The sequence below is a fragment of the Klenkia sp. AC732 genome (assembly GCF_979256525.1).
Genome location: NZ_CEEDOS010000002.1, coordinates 1 through 15,105 on the forward strand (window position 1 = coordinate 1; position 15,105 = coordinate 15,105).

Below are 15,105 nucleotides of genomic sequence, written 5' to 3' on the forward strand. Positions count from 1 at the left end.
GGCCCTGACGCGGGCGGGGCGCCGAGGGGTCGGGCCGCCCCTCGCGGGCGGTGCGGCGGGCCTGCCGTTCGCGCTCGGCGCGTTCGGCGGCTCGACCGCGCGGCGCCCCCGCCCGCGGACGGGGGTCGACACCACCCAGGTCGTCGGGTCGGCCGTGTTCGACGCGCACAGCACCCTCCCGCCTGGACTCGACAGCACTGACCGGTGCGATGGTGCACCTCCCTCGCTCCGACGGGGTGCGCCCGTCGGTCGCGTCACGGTAACGGGCGGAGCTGTCACCGAGCTGGAGGTGACCAGGAGTGGCGGGTCACCACCTGAGGGTCAGCCGAGCCCCCCGCCCCGTGCGCCGTGTCGCGACAGCGGGGTCGGGGCGACCTCCGTCTCGTCCTCCCCGCGCTCGTCGTCCCGCACCGTGCGCAGGGTGCGGACCGGCAGCTCCAGGGTGGTGGGTGCGGGCACGGGTGTCTCGGCGACCCCCAGGTCGTCGAACCGGCGGGCGGCGACGAGCACCGACCGCTCGTAGCTGCCGACGGTGTCGTTGTAGCGGCCCACCGCGGACCCGAGGGCGGAGCCGAGCCTGGTCAGGTGCGCGGACAGCGTGCCCAGTCGGGCGTGGACCGTCCGGCCGACCTCCAGCACGGCGGTGGCGTCGCGGGCCAGCCGCTCCTGCCGCCAGGAGTAGGCCACGGTGCGCAGCAGGGCCAGCAGCGTGCTCGGCGTGGCGATGACGACGTCACGGGCGAACCCGTGCTCCAGCAGCTGGGGCTCGGCCTCCAGCGCGGAGATCAGGAACCCGTCCGAGGGGACGAAGAGCACGGTGAAGGGTGCGGAGGGCTCGAAGGCACTGGGGTAGCGGCGCGCGGCGAGCTGGTCGACGTGGGCGCGCAGCTGGCGGGCGTGCTCGGCCACCCGCTGGAGTCGCACCGCCTCGTCGGTGGCCTGCACGGCCTCGATCCACCCGGCGAAGGGCACCTTGGCGTCGACCACCACCTGCTTGCCGTCGGCCAGGGTGACCACGAGGTCGGGCCGCACGCCGGTGCCGGCGTCGTTGACCGAGGCGGGCTGCTCGACGAAGTCGCAGTGCTCCAGCAGGCCGGACACCTCCACCAGCCGGCGCAGCTGCACCTCGCCCCAGCGGCCGCGGACGTGCGGGGTGCGCAGCGCGGTCACCAGCGCCGCCGTCTCCTGCCGGAGCTGCGCCGACGTCTGCCCCACGGTGCCGACCTGCTCACGCAGCTCCCCGTGGGCGGTGGCCCGGTCGCGCTCGATGCCGGCCAGCAGCCGGTGCAGGTGGTCCAGCGACTCGTGCACCGGCTCCAGCCCGTCACTGCGCGGGGTGCGCCGGCCCAGCAGCCCGACCACGCCCAGGGTCACCGCGGTGGCCAGCAGGGCGCCGAGCAGCAGGCCGATCAGCAGGGAGGTGGCGTCCATGCCCGGGAGACTGCCCCAGGGGTACGACAGTCCCGTTCAGACGCGTGCGGTGGCGTGCTCCGCCTCGTGGTCGAGCAGCCAGCGCTTCACCGTGGTCCCCCAACGGAAGCCGCCCATCCCGCCCCCGGTCGCGGTCACCCGGTGGCAGGGCACGAAGAGCGCCGCGGCGTTCCGGGCGCAGGCCCCGGCCGCCGCGCGCACCGCTGTGGGCCGGCCACAGCGGGCGGCGAACCCCGCGTAGCTGTCCGGCTCCCCGGCCGGGACCGTGCGCAGCACCTCCCACGCCTGCGTGAGGAACGGGCCCGAGCGCTGGCGGACCGCCACGCCGTCGATCGCGGCGAGGTCACCGGCATGGAAGGCCTCGACCACGTCGAGCACCGGCAGCCGGTCGACCGCCGTGACCGTGTCCGGACGCAGGGACCGGTGCACGACGGGCAGGAGGTCGCCGATGTCGGCGGTCCAGCCGCTGGCCAGCACGACGCCGTCCTCGACCAGCACGGTGAACGGTCCGACCGGGGTGTCGGTGGTGGCGTGCTCTGCGGTCATGACGGGGTCTCCGGGGGCTCGGGGTGGCGGGTGAACAGTGCCGGGGCCGACATCGCCCACAGGTGCAGGACCGCGTAGGACCGCCACGGTCGCCAGCGGGTGGCGGCGTCGGCGTCGGTGCTGCCCAGCGCGGTGAGGCTCTTGCGCAGCGCCAGGTCGCCGGGCAGCCAGACGTCGGGGTCGCCGAGCCCGCGCAGCGCGACCAGTGCCACCGTCCACGGCCCGATGCCGGGCACCGCGAGCAGGGCGCGGCCGGCCTCCTCGCGGTCCGCGCCGGGTCCCAGGGCGATGGCGCCGTCGACCAGGCCGGCGGCCAGGGCGTGCACGGTCCGGCGGCGTGACCCGGTCAGCCCGACCGCGGTGAGGTCGGCGTCGACCAGCGCGGCGGCCCGGGGGAAGACGTGGGTCAGCGTGCCGACCGGCTCAGCGAGCGGGGTGCCGGCCGCGGTGAGCAGCCGGGCGGTGAACGTCCGCGCGCCGCCCAGGGACACGTGCTGTCCCAGCACCGCCCGGACGGCGGCCTCGTCGGCGTCGGGGGCGGTCGGCACCCGGCGTCCCGGCGCGGCGCGGACCAGGCCGGTGAGCGCGGGGTCGGCGGCGAGCACGTCGTCGACGGCGGTCGGGTCGGCGTCCAGGTCCAGCAGGTGCCGGCAGCGCGCCACCGCCACCCCGAGGTCGCGCAGCCGGGTCAGCTGCAGGCGGGCGGTCACCGAGCTGCCGTCGGCGCCGGGGGACAGCCGGACGACGCCGGGACCGTGCGGGAGGTCCAGCACCCGGGAGAAGGTCTCGCCGTCCCACTCCTCAAGGCCGGCGACGGCGTGCGCCCCCAGGAAGAGCAGGACCTCCTCGGCGGCGAAGGGCGCCCGGGCGGCCAGCCGGAGGGTGAGCCACCCCGAGGGCCCGGTGGTCGGGGTGGCCGCCGCCCGCAGCGCCGTCGGCGTGGTCGCGAAGACCTCCCGCACCGTGTCGTTGAACTGTCGGATGCTGGCGAACCCGGCGGCCGCGGCGACCTCGGCCATCGGCAGGGTCGTCGTCTCCACCAGGACCCGGGCGGTCTGCGCACGCTGGGCGCGGGCCAGGGCCAGCGCGCCGACCCCCAGCTCGGCGACCAGCTGGCGGTGCAGCTGGCGCTCGGAGTACCCGAGCCGGGCGGCGAGCCCGGTGACCCCGCTGCGCTCGACCTCGCCGTCCCCGATGAGCCGGACGGCGCGGGCGACGACGTCGGCGCGCACGTCCCACTCCGGCGACCCCGGGACGGCGTCGGGGCGGCAGCGGCGGCAGGCCCGGAACCCCGCGGACTGCGCACCCGCGGCCGTCGCGTGGAAGGACACGTTGCCCGGCAGCGGGGTGCGTGCCGGGCAGGAGGGCCGGCAGTAGATGCCGGTGGTGTGCACGGCGGTGACGAACCAGCCGTCGAAGCGGGCGTCCCGGCTGGACACGGCGCGGTAGCAGCGCTCGTCGTCCAGCGGGCGTCCGTCGAGCAGCTCGGTCACGGGACCGAGCATGCCAGCGCGCGGGCCACCGGTCTGGCGGGAATCGGACGACGCCGTGCGGTGCCTCCGGGGACCTGCCGACAACGACCGTGCACCCCTCCGTCGACAGACAGGCCACCGTGGACGTCCTCCTGCTCAACACGATGTGCAGCGGATCGGCCTGCTACCGGGTGGACGAGTCGGCGCGGGTGGTCAACGAGGCCGACTGCGGCGTCCGGGTGGGAAGCCCGACGTGGACACCTACCTGGCCACTCTGGGGGAGCTGTTCGACATCGGCATCGCCCCACTGCGCATCGACCGGTTCGACACCGCGAAGAGCTGGCTCGAGGTGCTCGAGTACTCCGCCCAGGGCGTCTGCTCGGTCCGCTCGCCCAGCGCGGAGCACGAGCGGCTGGGCATCGGCTGGCGGGCCCGGTCGGCCCGGGACCGGGCCCAGGGGCTCACCAAGGCCGTGCAGGACCCGGTCTGGCGTCGGGAGCAGGCCCGTGCCGCACACCAGCAGGTGCTCGACCGGCACCTCACCGAGCACACCGTGCCGCTGTGGGTGGCGGCCTGGGAGCGGGCCGCGGAGCACCGTGCCGCCCAGGGACGGCGTCGGAGCACCGCCTCGGTCTGAGTGGGTCCGTACTCTGGTCCGACGTGGCTCTCTCCATCGGCATCGTCGGTCTGCCCAACGTCGGCAAGTCGACCCTCTTCAACGCCCTGACCAAGAACGACGTGCTCGCCGCGAACTACCCGTTCGCGACCATCGAGCCCAACGTCGGCGTGGTCGGCGTCCCCGACGAGCGGCTCGGGAAGCTGGCCGAGGTCTTCGGCAGCGCCAAGCAGATCCCGGCGACGGTCTCCTTCGTCGACATCGCCGGCATCGTCCGCGGGGCCAGTGAGGGCCAGGGGCTGGGCAACAAGTTCCTGGCCAATATCCGGGAGTCCGACGCGATCTGCCAGGTCATCCGGGTCTTCACCGACCCCGACGTGGTGCACGTCGACGGCAAGGTCTCACCGGCCGACGACATCGAGACCATCAACACCGAGCTGCTGCTCGCGGACCTGCAGACCCTGGAGAAGGCCGTCCCGCGGCTGGAGAAGGAGATGCGCAAGGACAAGGACCGCAAGGCGCTGTACGACGCCGCGGTCGCCGCGCAGCAGGTGCTCGACAGCGGGAAGACGCTGTTCTCCGCGGGCGTGGACACCGAGCCGCTGCGCGAGCTGGGCCTGATGACCACCAAGCCGTTCCTCTACGTCTTCAACGTCGACAGCGACGAGCTGACCAACACCGAGCTGCTCGACGAGCTGCGCGCACTGGTCGCGCCGGCCGAGGCGATCGTGCTGGACGCGCAGACCGAGGCCGAGCTGGCCGAGCTGCCCGACGACGAGGCCGCCGAGCTGCTGGCCGCCGTCGGCCAGGACGAGCCCGGCCTGCACCAGCTGGCCCGCGTCGGCTTCGCCACCCTGGGCCTGCAGACCTACCTGACCGCCGGCCCCAAGGAGTCCCGGGCCTGGACGATCCCGATCGGAGCCACCGCGCCGCAGGCCGCCGGGGTCATCCACACCGACTTCCAGCGCGGCTTCATCAAGGCCGAGGTCGTCTCCTTCGACGACCTGATCGCCGCCGGGTCGATGGCCGCGGCCAAGACCAAGGGGCAGGTGCGCATCGAGGGCAAGGAGTACGTGATGGCCGACGGCGACGTGGTGGAGTTCCGCTTCAACGTCTGAGCGCCGTCCCGGCCCGGTGTGCCCCGATCGGGGGAGAACGGTGCTGGTCCAGGACGTGGACTGCCGATAAGGGGTCCATGACGACGACGGTGTGCGATGCCGTGTGGTGTGCCGGGACCTCCGCGGCCACCCTGTCCTCGACCCCCGAGGGCCTGCTCGACGTGTTCCTGGCGGCCGGCTGGCTGTCCACCGCCGTCACCGAGGCCCTCGAGGCCGTCGACCTGCCGGTGCCGCTCCCGCTGTCCTGAGCCGTCGGGGCGGTGCGTACCGTCGTCCCCACGTCTCCCGCCCACTCGCCATGAGCGGGGGGAACAGGCCCCGCTCCCGGTCGTTTCACGCGTCCGGGGCGGGGCTGCTCCGTTCCCGGGTCAGGAACGCACGGGCGACTGCTGCACGGCCCAGCTGTTGCCGTCCGGGTCGTCGAAGAAGAAGAACGTCTCGAAGTCCCCGCCGGCTCCCGGCACGGTGCCGCCGCCCTCGAAGTGCACGACCTCGGTGACCGGGACCCCGCGCCCGGCCAGCTCGGCGTGGGCCGCGACGGCGTCGGTCACGCACAGCTGCAGGCCCTTCAGCGCGCCCGGTGCCATCGGGGCCAGGCCCTGACCGATCGTGATCGAGCACCCCGACCCCGGTGGGGTCAGCTGGACCACCCGGAAGGACTCGGTCACCTGCCGGTCCACGTCGACGACGAACCCGCACCTGTCCGCGTAGAACGCCTTGGACGCGTCGACGTCGGAGACGGGCACCACGACCACTTCGAGACGGAAGTCCACGGGGGGCATCCTGCCCGACTACCGTCCTCGCCGTGGCCAACGTCTTCACCGACTACGCGGAGACCCACTGGGTGCCGATCAACACCGACATGGTGACGGTGCAGACCGTCGACGCCGGGGGTCGCCGGGAGACCCACGTGCTCTCCGTCGCCGACGCCCTCGCCCAGTTCAAGGTGAAGTACCCCTTCGTGGACGACACCCAGGCCGCGGAGCTCTTCGCCCGCGGCGGGTGACCCGGCGCCGCCGACTCAGTGCGCGGCGGCCTTGCCGCCGCGCCGGGGCACCAGGTGCAGCACGGCGACGACGACCGCGCCCACGGCCACCCCGACGACGGCGGACAGCGCGGTGTTGGTGAGCCAGCCCAGGACCCCGCCCAGCGCGCCGGTGGCGTCGTGCACGATCTCCTCGACGTGGTGCACGAGGCCGTAGGGCCAGGTCCAGCCCAGCTCCTCGGCGCCCACGAGCAGGATGTGCCCGCCGACCCACAGCATCGCGGCGACCCCGACCGTGGACAGCGTCGCCAGCACGATCGGCATGGCCTTGACCAGCCCGCGGCCCAGCGCGGCGATGCCCTTCTGCGGCTTGGCGGCGAGTGCGACGCCGGCGTCGTCCATCTTCACGATGAGCGCGACGACGCCGTAGACCAGCGCGGTGATCAGCAGCGCGACGACGACCAGGATGATCGCCCGGGAGAGGAACGGCTGGTCCTCGACCTCGTTGAGGGCGATGACCATGATCTCCGCGGACAGGATGAAGTCGGTCCGCACGGCACCGGCGACGACGGTCTTCTCCCGCTCCGCCGGGTCGGTCTCGGTGTCCTCGGCCGCGGCGGCCTCCTCCGGGTGGTGGCCGGAGACCTTCTCCCACAGCTTCTCGGCGCCCTCGTAGCAGAGGTAGGCGCCACCGATCATCAGGATCGGGGTGAGCAGGAACGGCAGGAACTGGGACAGCAGCAGGATCGCCGGCAGGATGATCAGCAGCTTGTTGCGGATCGAGCCCTTGGCGATGCGGCCGATGATCGACAGCTCACGTGCGGGCTCCAGGCCCTGCACGTACCGCGGGGTCACCGCGGCGTCGTCCACGACCACGCCGGCGGCCTTGATGCCGGCCCGCCCGGCGGCGGCACCGATGTCGTCCAGGGAGGCCGCCGACAGCCGCACCAGGGCGGCGACGTCGTCGAAGAGGGCGAACAGACCGCTGGCCATCAGACGGTCCGGGGCAGGCTCAGCGCGGTCACAGGGAGAGGCTAGGACACCTCAGCCCAGCTGGGCCTGCTTCGGCGCGAGTCCCCGCTCGGCCTCGCGCGCGATCTGGTCCCGGGTCGCGCCCCCCGCGGCGACGACGACCGCGCCCACCAGGCCCTCCACCAGGGGTGCCGCGGACAGCGTCACCCGGTCCGAGACGTCGTCGTCCAGGAGCTCCAGCGCGGTCTCGGCCGACAGCACGGCGCTGCCCAGGTCCATCAGGACGACGACGCCCTCGCCGGAGTCCGCTGCGGTGATCGCCTCGGACACCGCGACGGCGTCGGTGCCCAGCGAGCCGTCGTCCATCCCGGCGGCGACCTCGATGGCCAGCTCGCGGCCGGGCAGCATCTGCCGGGCCAGCTCGACCGCGGCGTCGGCCAGCGCGCGGCTGTGCGAGACGACGACGACGCCCACGCTCACGACAGCGTCTCCGCGGCCGCCTGCAGCAGGTACGCAGTCGAGGTGGCGCCCGGGTCGGCATGCCCCGCGCTGCGCTCGCCCAGGTAGCTGGCCCGGCCCTTGCGGGCGACCAGCGGCACGGTGGCGTCCCGGCCGTCGGCGGCGGCCTGGGCCGCCTCGGCGAGCGACCCCCCGGCGTCGAGGACGTCGCAGGCCGGCCCCAGCGCGTCGACCATCGTCTTGTCGCCCGGCTCGGCCTTGCCCCGGGCCAGCACACCCTCGAAGCCGGCCCGCAGTGCCGGCGCGAACCCCTCCTCGACTGCCCCTGCCATCCGCAGGAACAACGTCCCGTACAGCGGCCCGCTGGCCCCGCCGACCTTGCTGACCAGCGTCGCGCCGGTCTTCTTCAGCAGCGCCGCCGGGTCGGCCGGGGGAGCCTCGGTCACCGCGGCCACGACGGCGGTCATCCCGCGGTCCATGTTGGAGCCGTGGTCGGCGTCCCCGATGGCGGAGTCCAGGGCGGTCAGCTCGTCGCGGTGCTCGCGGACCAGCTCGGCGAACCGGGTGACCCAGGCGGTGAGCTGCTCGGTGGTGGGCGTGTCGCTCATGCGCCCCACCGGAGCCCGGGGGTGTCGACGGGGGCGTCCCACAGCCGCAGCAGCTCGTCGTCGGCCTGCAGCAGGGTGACCGAGCAGCCGGCCATCTCCAGGCTGGTCATGTACGGCCCGACCAGCGAGCGGGCGATGCCGATCCCGGACTCCTCCAAGATCGCCGCGACCTCGGCGTAGACCACGTACAGCTCGATCAGCGGGGTGCCGCCCAGGCCGTTGACGAAGCAGATGACGCCGTCGGTGAAGGCGTGGTCGGCCAGGATCGGCTCCACCAGCATCGCCGCCACCTCGCGGGCGGGGGCGATCGGCACGCGCCGGCGACCGGGTTCGCCGTGGATGCCGATGCCGATCTCCATCTCGCCCTCGGGGAGGTCGAAGGTCGGCTTGCCCGCGGCCGGCACGGTGCACGAGGTCAGCGCCATGCCCATGCTGCGGCCGGAGTCGTCGATGCGGCGGGCCAGGTCGGCCACCGCGGCCAGCGGCCGGCCCTCCGCGGCGGCTGCGCCGACGATCTTCTCCAGCAGCACCGTGGTGCCCACCCCACGCCGTCCGGCGGTGTAGAGGCTGTCCTGCACAGCGACGTCGTCGTCGACCACGACGGTGACCACCTCGGTGCCGGACTCGGCGGCGACCAGCTCGGCGGCCATCTCGAAGTTCATCACGTCGCCGGTGTAGTTCTTCACGATGTGCAGCACCCCGGCGCCGCCGTCGACGCCCTGGGTGGCCGCGACCATCTGGTCGGGCACCGGGGAGGTGAACACCTCGCCGGCGCAGGCTGCGTCGAGCATGCCGGGGCCGACGAAGCCGCCGTGCATGGGCTCGTGGCCGGCGCCGCCGCCCGAGACCAGCCCGACCTTGCCCTGCACGGGTGCATCACCCCGGAAGACGACGCGGTTCTCGTGGTCCACGCGGAGCCGGGGGTGGGCGGCCGCCATGCCCCGCAGGGCGTCGGCGACCACGTCGGCGGGGTCGTTGATGAGCTTCTTCACGGGGCTTCCTGACCTCGGGGGAGGGGCGGGTGCACCCGCAGGCTAGGACCGTCCCGGGAGCGGCACAACGCGCAGGGGACTGCGCTACGTTCGCCGCGACCCGCGCCCGTCCGGGTGCGGTCTCCCGAGACCGTGGAGGTTCCACCGTGGCAGTCGAGGTCGTGCTGGACAAGGCACTGGACAAGGCCTACGAGGGCAAGCCCCTCAGCGAGATCCTGGACGCGCCGGTGGCGGCGCTGGCCGGCGTGAGCGACGCGGACGCCGCCAAGCTGAAGGAGGCGTTCGGCATCGCGACCGTGCGCGACCTGGGCACCAACAAGTACTTCGCGGTCGCCGGCGTGCTCGCCGCCATGGAGAAGCACGCGGGCTGACCCGCTGCGTGCCCTGCCCGATCGGGGTCAGCCCCGGGTGGGCAGGGCGCGCGTCCAGGTCCGCCAGGTGCGGGGCGGGTGCCACCGGCTCACCGTCGTCCCCGGCGCGACGACGAAGCCGTGCCGCTCGTAGAGGCCGGTGGCCGCGGCGCTGTCGTCGAACACCCGGGCGTCCAGCGCGACGGCGCCCTGCTCGCCGGCCCAGTCCGCCACCGCCTCGACCAGTGCGCCGCCGACACCCTGCCCGCGGGCGGACGGCGACACCCACATCGACCGCAGCGCGGCCCGGTCGGGGGCCTCCAGGACCCCACCGACCAGGCCGAGCGGGTGCGACAGGAACCAGGCGCCCGCACCCAGCACCTCCTGCCAGCGGTCGGCCGGCCAGCCCCGCTCGACCTCGTGCGAGGAGGCGAACAGGGTCGGGTCCGCGGTCAGCGCGCGGAGCCGGACGTCCCGGAGCAGGGCCCAGTCGGGCCCGTCGAGCCGGCGGATCAGGAGCCGGCCACCTCGGCGAACGCCGCCTCGATCACGTCGAGGGCCTCGTCGAGCAGGTCGTGCCCGATGACCAGGGGCGGCAGGAAGCGCAGCACGTTGCCGTAGGAGCCGGCGGTCAACACGATCACGCCCTGCGCGTGGCAGGCCTTGGCGACCGCACCGGCCAGCGCGGCGTCGGGCTCGGTGGTCCCGGGGCGGACCAGCTCCAGGGCGATCATCGCCCCGCGGCCGCGGACCTCGCCGACGGCCGGGAAGCGCTCTGCCAGCGCCCGCAGGCGGGGCAGCATGCGCTCTCCGATCGCCCGGGCCGCGCCGTTGAGGTCCTCGGACCGCATCGTCTCGATGGCACCCAGGGCGGCCGCGCAGGCGACCGGGTTGCCGCCGTAGGTGCCACCCAGGCCACCGGGGTGCACGGCGTCCATGATCTCGGCGCGGCCGGTGACCGCGGCCAGGGGCAGGCCGCCGGCCATGCCCTTCGCCGTCGTCACCAGGTCCGGGACGACGCCCTCGGCGTCGACGCCGAACCACTGCCCGGTGCGGCAGAAACCGGACTGGATCTCGTCGGCCATGAAGACCACGCCGTTGGCGGTGCACCACTGGCTGATCGCGGTGAGGAAACCGGGGGCCGGCTCGATGAAGCCGCCCTCGCCCTGCACGGGCTCGATGAGCACGGCGGCGGTGTTGCCCGCACCGACCTGGACCTCGATCTGGGAGATCGCGCGGGCGGCGGCGTCGGCTCCGGACAGACCGTCGCGGAAGGGGTAGCTCATCGGCACCCGGTAGACCTCGCCGGCGAAGGGGCCGAAGCGGTGCTTGTAGGGCATGTTCTTCGCCGTCAGCGCCATCGTGAGGTTGGTGCGGCCGTGGTAGGCGTGGTCGAAGACGACGACGCCCTGCCGGCCGGTGGCGTGCCGGGCGATCTTGACGGCGTTCTCGACGGCCTCGGAGCCGGAGTTGAACAGCGCGCTCTTCTTCGCGTGGGTGCCCGGGGTCAGCTCCGCGAGCGCCTCGCAGACGGCCACGTAGCCCTCGTAGGGCGTGACCATGAAGCAGGTGTGGGTGAAGTCGGCGACCTGGGCCTGCACGGCCTCGACCACCCGGGGAGCGGCGTTGCCGACGCTCACCACGGCGATGCCCGAGCCCAGGTCGATGAGGGTGTTGCCGTCGACGTCCTCGACGACACCGCCACCGGCGCGGGCCACGAAGACCGGCAGCGTGGTGCCCACACCGGCCGACACGGTCGCGTTGCGGCGGGCCATCAGCTCGCGGGAGCGCGGGCCGGGGATCTCGGTGACCAGCTGGCGCCGCTGCTGCAGCCCGGTCTGGTCCAGCACGTCGGTCATGGGTGTCTCCTCACGGGGGCTCGGTCCCCGCCATGGTGGCACCGATCGGCCGCGAATGGGGAATCCGTCGTGTGAGACCTCCCGGACGACGGAAAAGGGCGGTCGACCCGGAGGTCGACCGCCCTTTCCGGGGTGGATCAGGTCAGCTGGTCGGCACCGCGTTGGCGCGCAGGGCGCCGAGCAGGTCGTGGTTCAGCCGGGAGATCGTCTCCATCGAGATGCCCTTGGGGCAGACCGCGGAGCACTCACCGATGTTGGTGCAGCCACCGAAGTCCTCGGCGTCCTGCTGGGCGACCATCCGGACGACCCGGCTGTCCCGCTCGGGCTGGCCCTGGGGCAGCAGGCCGAGGTGGGTCACCTTGGCGGCGGTGAAGAGCATCGCCGAGCCGTTGGGGCAGGCGGCGACGCAGGCACCGCAGCCGATGCAGGTGGCCGCGTCGAAGGCGGCGTCCGCGTCGACCTTGGGCACCGGGCTGGCGTGCGCGTCCGGGGCGGTCCCGGTCGGGGCGGAGATGAACCCACCGGCGGAGATGATCCGGTCGAAGGCGGACCGGTCGACGACGAGGTCCTTGACGACCGGGAAGCCCCCGGAGCGCCACGGCTCGATGTCGATGGTGTCGCCGTCGGAGAAGGACCGCATGTGCAGCTGGCAGGTGGTGGTCTGCTCCGGGCCGTGCGCGATCCCGTTGATCATCAGGCCGCAGCTGCCGCAGATGCCCTCGCGACAGTCGTGGTCGAAGGCGACGGGGTCCTCGCCCTCCAGGATCAGCTGCTCGTTGAGGACGTCGAGCATCTCCAGGAAGGACATGTCCGGGGAGACGTCGGTGAGGTGGTAGTTGGCCATCTTCCCCTTGACCTGCGGGGAGGGCTGGCGCCAGACCCTGAGGGTCAGCTTCATCACTTGTAGCTCCGCTGTGCGAGGTGGACGTACTCGTACTCGAGTGCTTCCTTGTGCAGGATCGGGGGCTCCCCCTCGGGGGTCCACCCCCAGGCCGCGACGTAGGCGAACTCCTCGTCGTTGCGCAGGGCCTCGCCCTCGGGGGTCTGGCTCTCGGCGCGGAAGTGCCCGCCGCAGCTCTCCTCGCGGTGCAGGGCGTCGATGCACATCAGCTCGGCGAGCTCGATGAAGTCGGCGACCCGGGCCGCGTGCTCGAGGTTCTGGTTGAAGGTGTTGGCGTCGCCGGCGACCTTGACGTTGGTCCAGAACTCCTTGCGGATCTCCGGGATGCGGTCCAGCGCCTTGCGCAGGCTCTCCGCCGTGCGCTCCATGCCGCAGTAGTCCCAGACCAAACGGCCGAGCTCGCGGTGGAAGGAGGCCACGGTGCGGGTGCCGTTGATCGACAGGAACTTCTCGACCTGGGCCTGCACGCCGGCCTCGGCCTCGACGATCGCCGGGTGGTCGGCGGGCACCTTCTCGAAGGGACCGGCCGACAGGTAGTCGGTGATCGTGTTCGGCAGCACGAAGTAGCCGTCGGACAGGCCCTGCATGAGGGCGCTGGCACCGAGGCGGTTGGCGCCGTGGTCGGAGAAGTTGGCCTCACCGATCACGAACAGGCCGGGGATCGTCGACTGGAGGTCGTAGTCGACCCACAGACCGCCCATCGTGTAGTGCACGGCCGGGTAGATCCGCATGGGCGCCGCGTACGGGTCCTCGCCGGTGATCCGGGCGTACATGTCGAAGAGGTTGCCGTACTTGGCCTCGACGGCCTTGCGGCCCAGCCGCTCGATCGCCTCGGCGAAGTCCAGGTAGACACCCAGGCCACCCGGGCCCACGCCGCGGCCCTCGTCGCAGACGTTCTTGGCCTGGCGGGAGGCGATGTCGCGGGGGACCAGGTTCCCGAACGCGGGGTACTTGCGCTCCAGGTAGTAGTCCCGCTCGTCCTCGGGGATGTCCTGGGGACGACGGCTGTCGCCGCGCTCCTTGGGCACCCACACGCGGCCGTCGTTGCGCAGCGACTCGCTCATCAGGGTCAGCTTCGACTGGTAGTCGCCGGAGACCGGGATGCAGGTGGGGTGGATCTGGGTGTAGCAGGGGTTGGCGAAGTACGCGCCCCGCTTGTGCGCCCGCCAGATCGCCGTGGTGTTGGAGCCCTTGGCGTTCGTGGACAGGTAGTAGACGTTGGAGTAGCCACCGGTGCCCAGCACGACCGCGTCGGCCAGGTGGGTGGTGACCTCGCCGTTGACCAGGTCACGGACGACGATCCCGCGGGCCTTGCCGTCCACGACGACCAGGTCGAGCATCTCGGTGCGCGAGTGGGTCTCGATGTTGCCGGCGGCGACCTGGCGCTCGAAGGCCTGGTAGGCGCCGATCAGCAGCTGCTGACCCGTCTGGCCGCGGGCGTAGAAGGTGCGCGAGACCTGGGCGCCACCGAAGGACCGGTTGTCCAGCAGGCCGCCGTACTCGCGGGCGAAGGGCACGCCCTGGGCCACGCACTGGTCGATGATCTGGGTGCTGACCTCGGCCAGGCGGTGGACGTTGTCCTCCCGCGAGCGGAAGTCCCCGCCCTTGACCGTGTCGTAGAAGAGGCGGTGCACGCTGTCGCCGTCGTTGCGGTAGTTCTTGGCGGCGTTGATGCCGCCCTGCGCTGCGATCGAGTGGGCGCGGCGCGGGCTGTCCTGGAACCAGAAGGACTTCACCCGGTAGCCGGCCTCGGCCAGGGTCGCGGCGGCGGCGCCACCGGCCAGGCCGGTGCCCACCACGATGATCGACATCTTGCGGCGGTTGGCCGGGTTCACCAGCTTGCCGCGGAACTTCCGCTCGCTCCACCGCTCCCCGATGGGGACGTCGCGGGGGGCCTTGGTGTCGGCGATGGGGTCGCCGTCGAAGTACAGCTCCAGTGCCATGTCTTCGTCCCTCTCAGTCGATGATGCCGAAGGTGACGGACAGCGGGATGAGCATGTACCCGCCGATCAGCACCACTGCGAAAGCGGTCGCGAACACGTTCAGTGCCCGCTCGCGTCGCTTGTTGCTGTGGCCCAGCGTCTGGGTCGCGCTCCAGACGCCGTGCCGGATGTGGAAGCCCAGGGCGAGCAGGGCCAGGAGGTACCAGACCGTCACGATCGGGTTCTGGAAGCCCTCGACCAGGCGCCCGTAGGGCAGCGAGTCGCGGCCGGCCGGGTTCACCGCACCGAGGGTGAGGTCCAGGATGTGCCAGATGATGAAGAGGATCAGGATGACGCCGCCCCAGCGCATGGTCCGCGAGGCGTAGCTCTGCTGGACCCGCTTCTTGGTGACGTAGCCGATCGGCCGGGCGCGCTTGGCCTGGCGCCACAGCGAGAACGCGGCCCAGATGTGCGCGGCCACCGCGACCAGCAGGACGATGCGGATGATCGTCAGCACCGTCAGGCGCGGGACGACCGGCTCACCGAGGTCGCGGAGGAACTCGGAGTAGGCGTTGAACGTCTCGGCACCGGCGAACGCCTTCAGGTTCCCCACCATGTGCGCGATGAGGTACAGCACGAAGATGATGCCGGTGACCGCCATGACGGCCTTCTTGAAGACCGACGAGCCGAACCGCCCGGTCTTCGGATCCCGCTTCGGACCGGGGTTCGCCCCCGCCGACTGCCCTGCCTGCTGCGTCGTCACTGTCGCCACGGACCCACGGTACGACCATGCACAGGTGAGACCCATGTGAACGCCGCGTGACACGGCTCATGTAAGGGGAGCCTCACCGGGGAACGGGCGGGACCCGCTCCG

General features: G+C 72.9%; 18 protein-coding genes. 5 read left to right on the plus strand and 13 right to left on the minus strand.

Annotation, left to right across the window (positions count from 1 at the left end):
- Window positions 1-321 precede the first annotated feature (321 nt).
- The 3 genes from AC0IVP_RS00935 to AC0IVP_RS00945 are packed head-to-tail and all read right to left on the minus strand — an operon-like array spanning window position 322 to window position 3,470.
- Window positions 322-1,431, minus strand: a complete 1,110-nt coding sequence (locus AC0IVP_RS00935; protein WP_471753933.1) for a DNA recombination protein RmuC — start codon at window positions 1,429-1,431, stop codon at window positions 322-324.
- A gap of 36 nt (window positions 1,432-1,467) precedes the next feature.
- Complete coding sequence (locus AC0IVP_RS00940) at window positions 1,468-1,977, minus strand: methylated-DNA--[protein]-cysteine S-methyltransferase (RefSeq protein WP_471753935.1); 510 nt, start codon at window positions 1,975-1,977, stop codon at window positions 1,468-1,470.
- Complete coding sequence (locus AC0IVP_RS00945; protein WP_471753937.1) at window positions 1,974-3,470, minus strand: AlkA N-terminal domain-containing protein; 1,497 nt, start codon at window positions 3,468-3,470, stop codon at window positions 1,974-1,976. Before AC0IVP_RS00945 ends, AC0IVP_RS00940 begins: the two co-directional genes overlap by 4 nt.
- 232 nt (window positions 3,471-3,702) lie before the next feature.
- On the opposite strand from AC0IVP_RS00945, the gene AC0IVP_RS00950 reads away from it, so the two are divergent.
- The 3 genes from AC0IVP_RS00950 to AC0IVP_RS00960 all read left to right on the plus strand — a co-directional run bounded on the left by AC0IVP_RS00950 (window position 3,703) and on the right by AC0IVP_RS00960 (window position 5,431).
- Window positions 3,703-4,086, plus strand: a complete 384-nt coding sequence (locus tag AC0IVP_RS00950; RefSeq protein ID WP_471753939.1) for a glycosyltransferase — start codon at window positions 3,703-3,705, stop codon at window positions 4,084-4,086.
- A 23-nt stretch (window positions 4,087-4,109) separates the two neighbouring features.
- The gene (ychF, locus tag AC0IVP_RS00955; protein WP_471753941.1) at window positions 4,110-5,183 is read left to right on the plus strand and encodes a redox-regulated ATPase YchF; all 1,074 of its coding nucleotides are present in this window, start codon (window positions 4,110-4,112) and stop codon (window positions 5,181-5,183) included.
- A gap of 77 nt (window positions 5,184-5,260) precedes the next feature.
- On the plus strand, window positions 5,261-5,431 hold the full coding sequence (locus tag AC0IVP_RS00960) for a hypothetical protein (protein ID WP_157519213.1): 171 nt from the start codon (window positions 5,261-5,263) through the stop codon (window positions 5,429-5,431).
- Window positions 5,432-5,551: 120 nt separating this feature from the next.
- Here the strand turns inward: AC0IVP_RS00960 and AC0IVP_RS00965 are convergent, their stop codons facing one another.
- A complete protein-coding gene (locus tag AC0IVP_RS00965; RefSeq protein ID WP_471753943.1) occupies window positions 5,552-5,965 on the minus strand; it encodes a VOC family protein in 414 nt (137 codons plus the stop codon).
- Between the two features lie 23 nt (window positions 5,966-5,988).
- Here AC0IVP_RS00965 and AC0IVP_RS00970 point away from each other — a divergent pair, with 23 nt between their 5' ends.
- Window positions 5,989-6,189: a hypothetical protein gene (locus AC0IVP_RS00970; RefSeq protein WP_471753945.1), complete on the plus strand. Its 201-nt coding sequence runs from the start codon at window positions 5,989-5,991 to the stop codon at window positions 6,187-6,189.
- 15 nt (window positions 6,190-6,204) lie between these two features.
- Here the strand turns inward: AC0IVP_RS00970 and AC0IVP_RS00975 are convergent, their stop codons facing one another.
- The 4 genes from AC0IVP_RS00975 to dhaK are packed head-to-tail and all read right to left on the minus strand — an operon-like array spanning window position 6,205 to window position 9,199.
- Window positions 6,205-7,161, minus strand: coding sequence for a DUF808 domain-containing protein (locus tag AC0IVP_RS00975; protein ID WP_471753947.1), 957 nt, complete (start codon window positions 7,159-7,161; stop codon window positions 6,205-6,207).
- A gap of 51 nt (window positions 7,162-7,212) precedes the next feature.
- Window positions 7,213-7,620, minus strand: coding sequence for a dihydroxyacetone kinase phosphoryl donor subunit DhaM (gene dhaM, locus AC0IVP_RS00980; protein ID WP_471753949.1), 408 nt, complete (start codon window positions 7,618-7,620; stop codon window positions 7,213-7,215).
- Entirely contained in the window at window positions 7,617-8,207 is a 591-nt protein-coding gene (gene dhaL / locus AC0IVP_RS00985; protein ID WP_056294651.1) for a dihydroxyacetone kinase subunit DhaL, read from the minus strand. Before dhaL ends, dhaM begins: the two co-directional genes overlap by 4 nt.
- On the minus strand, window positions 8,204-9,199 hold the full coding sequence (gene dhaK, locus AC0IVP_RS00990; protein ID WP_471753951.1) for a dihydroxyacetone kinase subunit DhaK: 996 nt from the start codon (window positions 9,197-9,199) through the stop codon (window positions 8,204-8,206). The genes dhaL and dhaK overlap by 4 nt, the downstream gene beginning before the upstream one ends.
- A gap of 146 nt (window positions 9,200-9,345) precedes the next feature.
- Between dhaK and AC0IVP_RS00995 the strand changes: the two genes are divergently transcribed.
- Window positions 9,346-9,570 (plus strand): hypothetical protein, encoded by a 225-nt coding sequence (locus tag AC0IVP_RS00995; RefSeq protein ID WP_471753953.1) that lies wholly within the window; start codon window positions 9,346-9,348, stop codon window positions 9,568-9,570.
- 27 nt (window positions 9,571-9,597) lie between these two features.
- Here the strand turns inward: AC0IVP_RS00995 and AC0IVP_RS01000 are convergent, their stop codons facing one another.
- The 5 genes from AC0IVP_RS01000 to AC0IVP_RS01020 form a co-directional block, all read right to left on the minus strand.
- Window positions 9,598-9,930 carry a GNAT family N-acetyltransferase gene (locus AC0IVP_RS01000; protein WP_471753955.1) on the minus strand — a complete coding sequence of 111 codons (333 nt, stop codon included), beginning with the start codon at window positions 9,928-9,930 and terminating at the stop codon, window positions 9,598-9,600.
- A gap of 131 nt (window positions 9,931-10,061) precedes the next feature.
- Window positions 10,062-11,408: a 4-aminobutyrate--2-oxoglutarate transaminase gene (gene gabT / locus AC0IVP_RS01005; protein WP_471753957.1), complete on the minus strand. Its 1,347-nt coding sequence runs from the start codon at window positions 11,406-11,408 to the stop codon at window positions 10,062-10,064.
- A gap of 142 nt (window positions 11,409-11,550) precedes the next feature.
- Window positions 11,551-12,306: a succinate dehydrogenase/fumarate reductase iron-sulfur subunit gene (locus AC0IVP_RS01010; RefSeq protein WP_056294648.1), complete on the minus strand. Its 756-nt coding sequence runs from the start codon at window positions 12,304-12,306 to the stop codon at window positions 11,551-11,553.
- The gene (locus tag AC0IVP_RS01015) at window positions 12,306-14,252 is read right to left on the minus strand and encodes a fumarate reductase/succinate dehydrogenase flavoprotein subunit (protein ID WP_200938799.1); all 1,947 of its coding nucleotides are present in this window, start codon (window positions 14,250-14,252) and stop codon (window positions 12,306-12,308) included. The genes AC0IVP_RS01010 and AC0IVP_RS01015 overlap by 1 nt, the downstream gene beginning before the upstream one ends.
- 13 nt (window positions 14,253-14,265) lie before the next feature.
- A complete protein-coding gene (locus AC0IVP_RS01020) occupies window positions 14,266-15,003 on the minus strand; it encodes a succinate dehydrogenase cytochrome b subunit (protein ID WP_235564660.1) in 738 nt (245 codons plus the stop codon).
- Window positions 15,004-15,105 lie beyond the last annotated feature (102 nt).

Excerpts from the sequence above, each read along its gene's own strand:
- AC0IVP_RS00940 (WP_471753935.1), bottom strand. The coding sequence starts at position 1,977 with ATGACCGCAGAGCACGCCACCACCGACACCCCGGTCGGACCGTTCACC.
- AC0IVP_RS00975 (WP_471753947.1), bottom strand. The coding sequence starts at position 7,161 with ATGGCCAGCGGTCTGTTCGCCCTCTTCGACGACGTCGCCGCCCTGGTG.
- AC0IVP_RS01010 (WP_056294648.1), bottom strand. The coding sequence starts at position 12,306 with ATGAAGCTGACCCTCAGGGTCTGGCGCCAGCCCTCCCCGCAGGTCAAG.
- AC0IVP_RS00935 (WP_471753933.1), bottom strand. The coding sequence starts at position 1,431 with ATGGACGCCACCTCCCTGCTGATCGGCCTGCTGCTCGGCGCCCTGCTG.
- gabT (WP_471753957.1), bottom strand. The coding sequence starts at position 11,408 with ATGACCGACGTGCTGGACCAGACCGGGCTGCAGCAGCGGCGCCAGCTG.
- AC0IVP_RS00960 (WP_157519213.1), top strand. The coding sequence starts at position 5,261 with ATGACGACGACGGTGTGCGATGCCGTGTGGTGTGCCGGGACCTCCGCG.
- dhaL (WP_056294651.1), bottom strand. The coding sequence starts at position 8,207 with ATGAGCGACACGCCCACCACCGAGCAGCTCACCGCCTGGGTCACCCGG.
- AC0IVP_RS01015 (WP_200938799.1), bottom strand. The coding sequence starts at position 14,252 with ATGGCACTGGAGCTGTACTTCGACGGCGACCCCATCGCCGACACCAAG.
- AC0IVP_RS00965 (WP_471753943.1), bottom strand. The coding sequence starts at position 5,965 with ATGCCCCCCGTGGACTTCCGTCTCGAAGTGGTCGTGGTGCCCGTCTCC.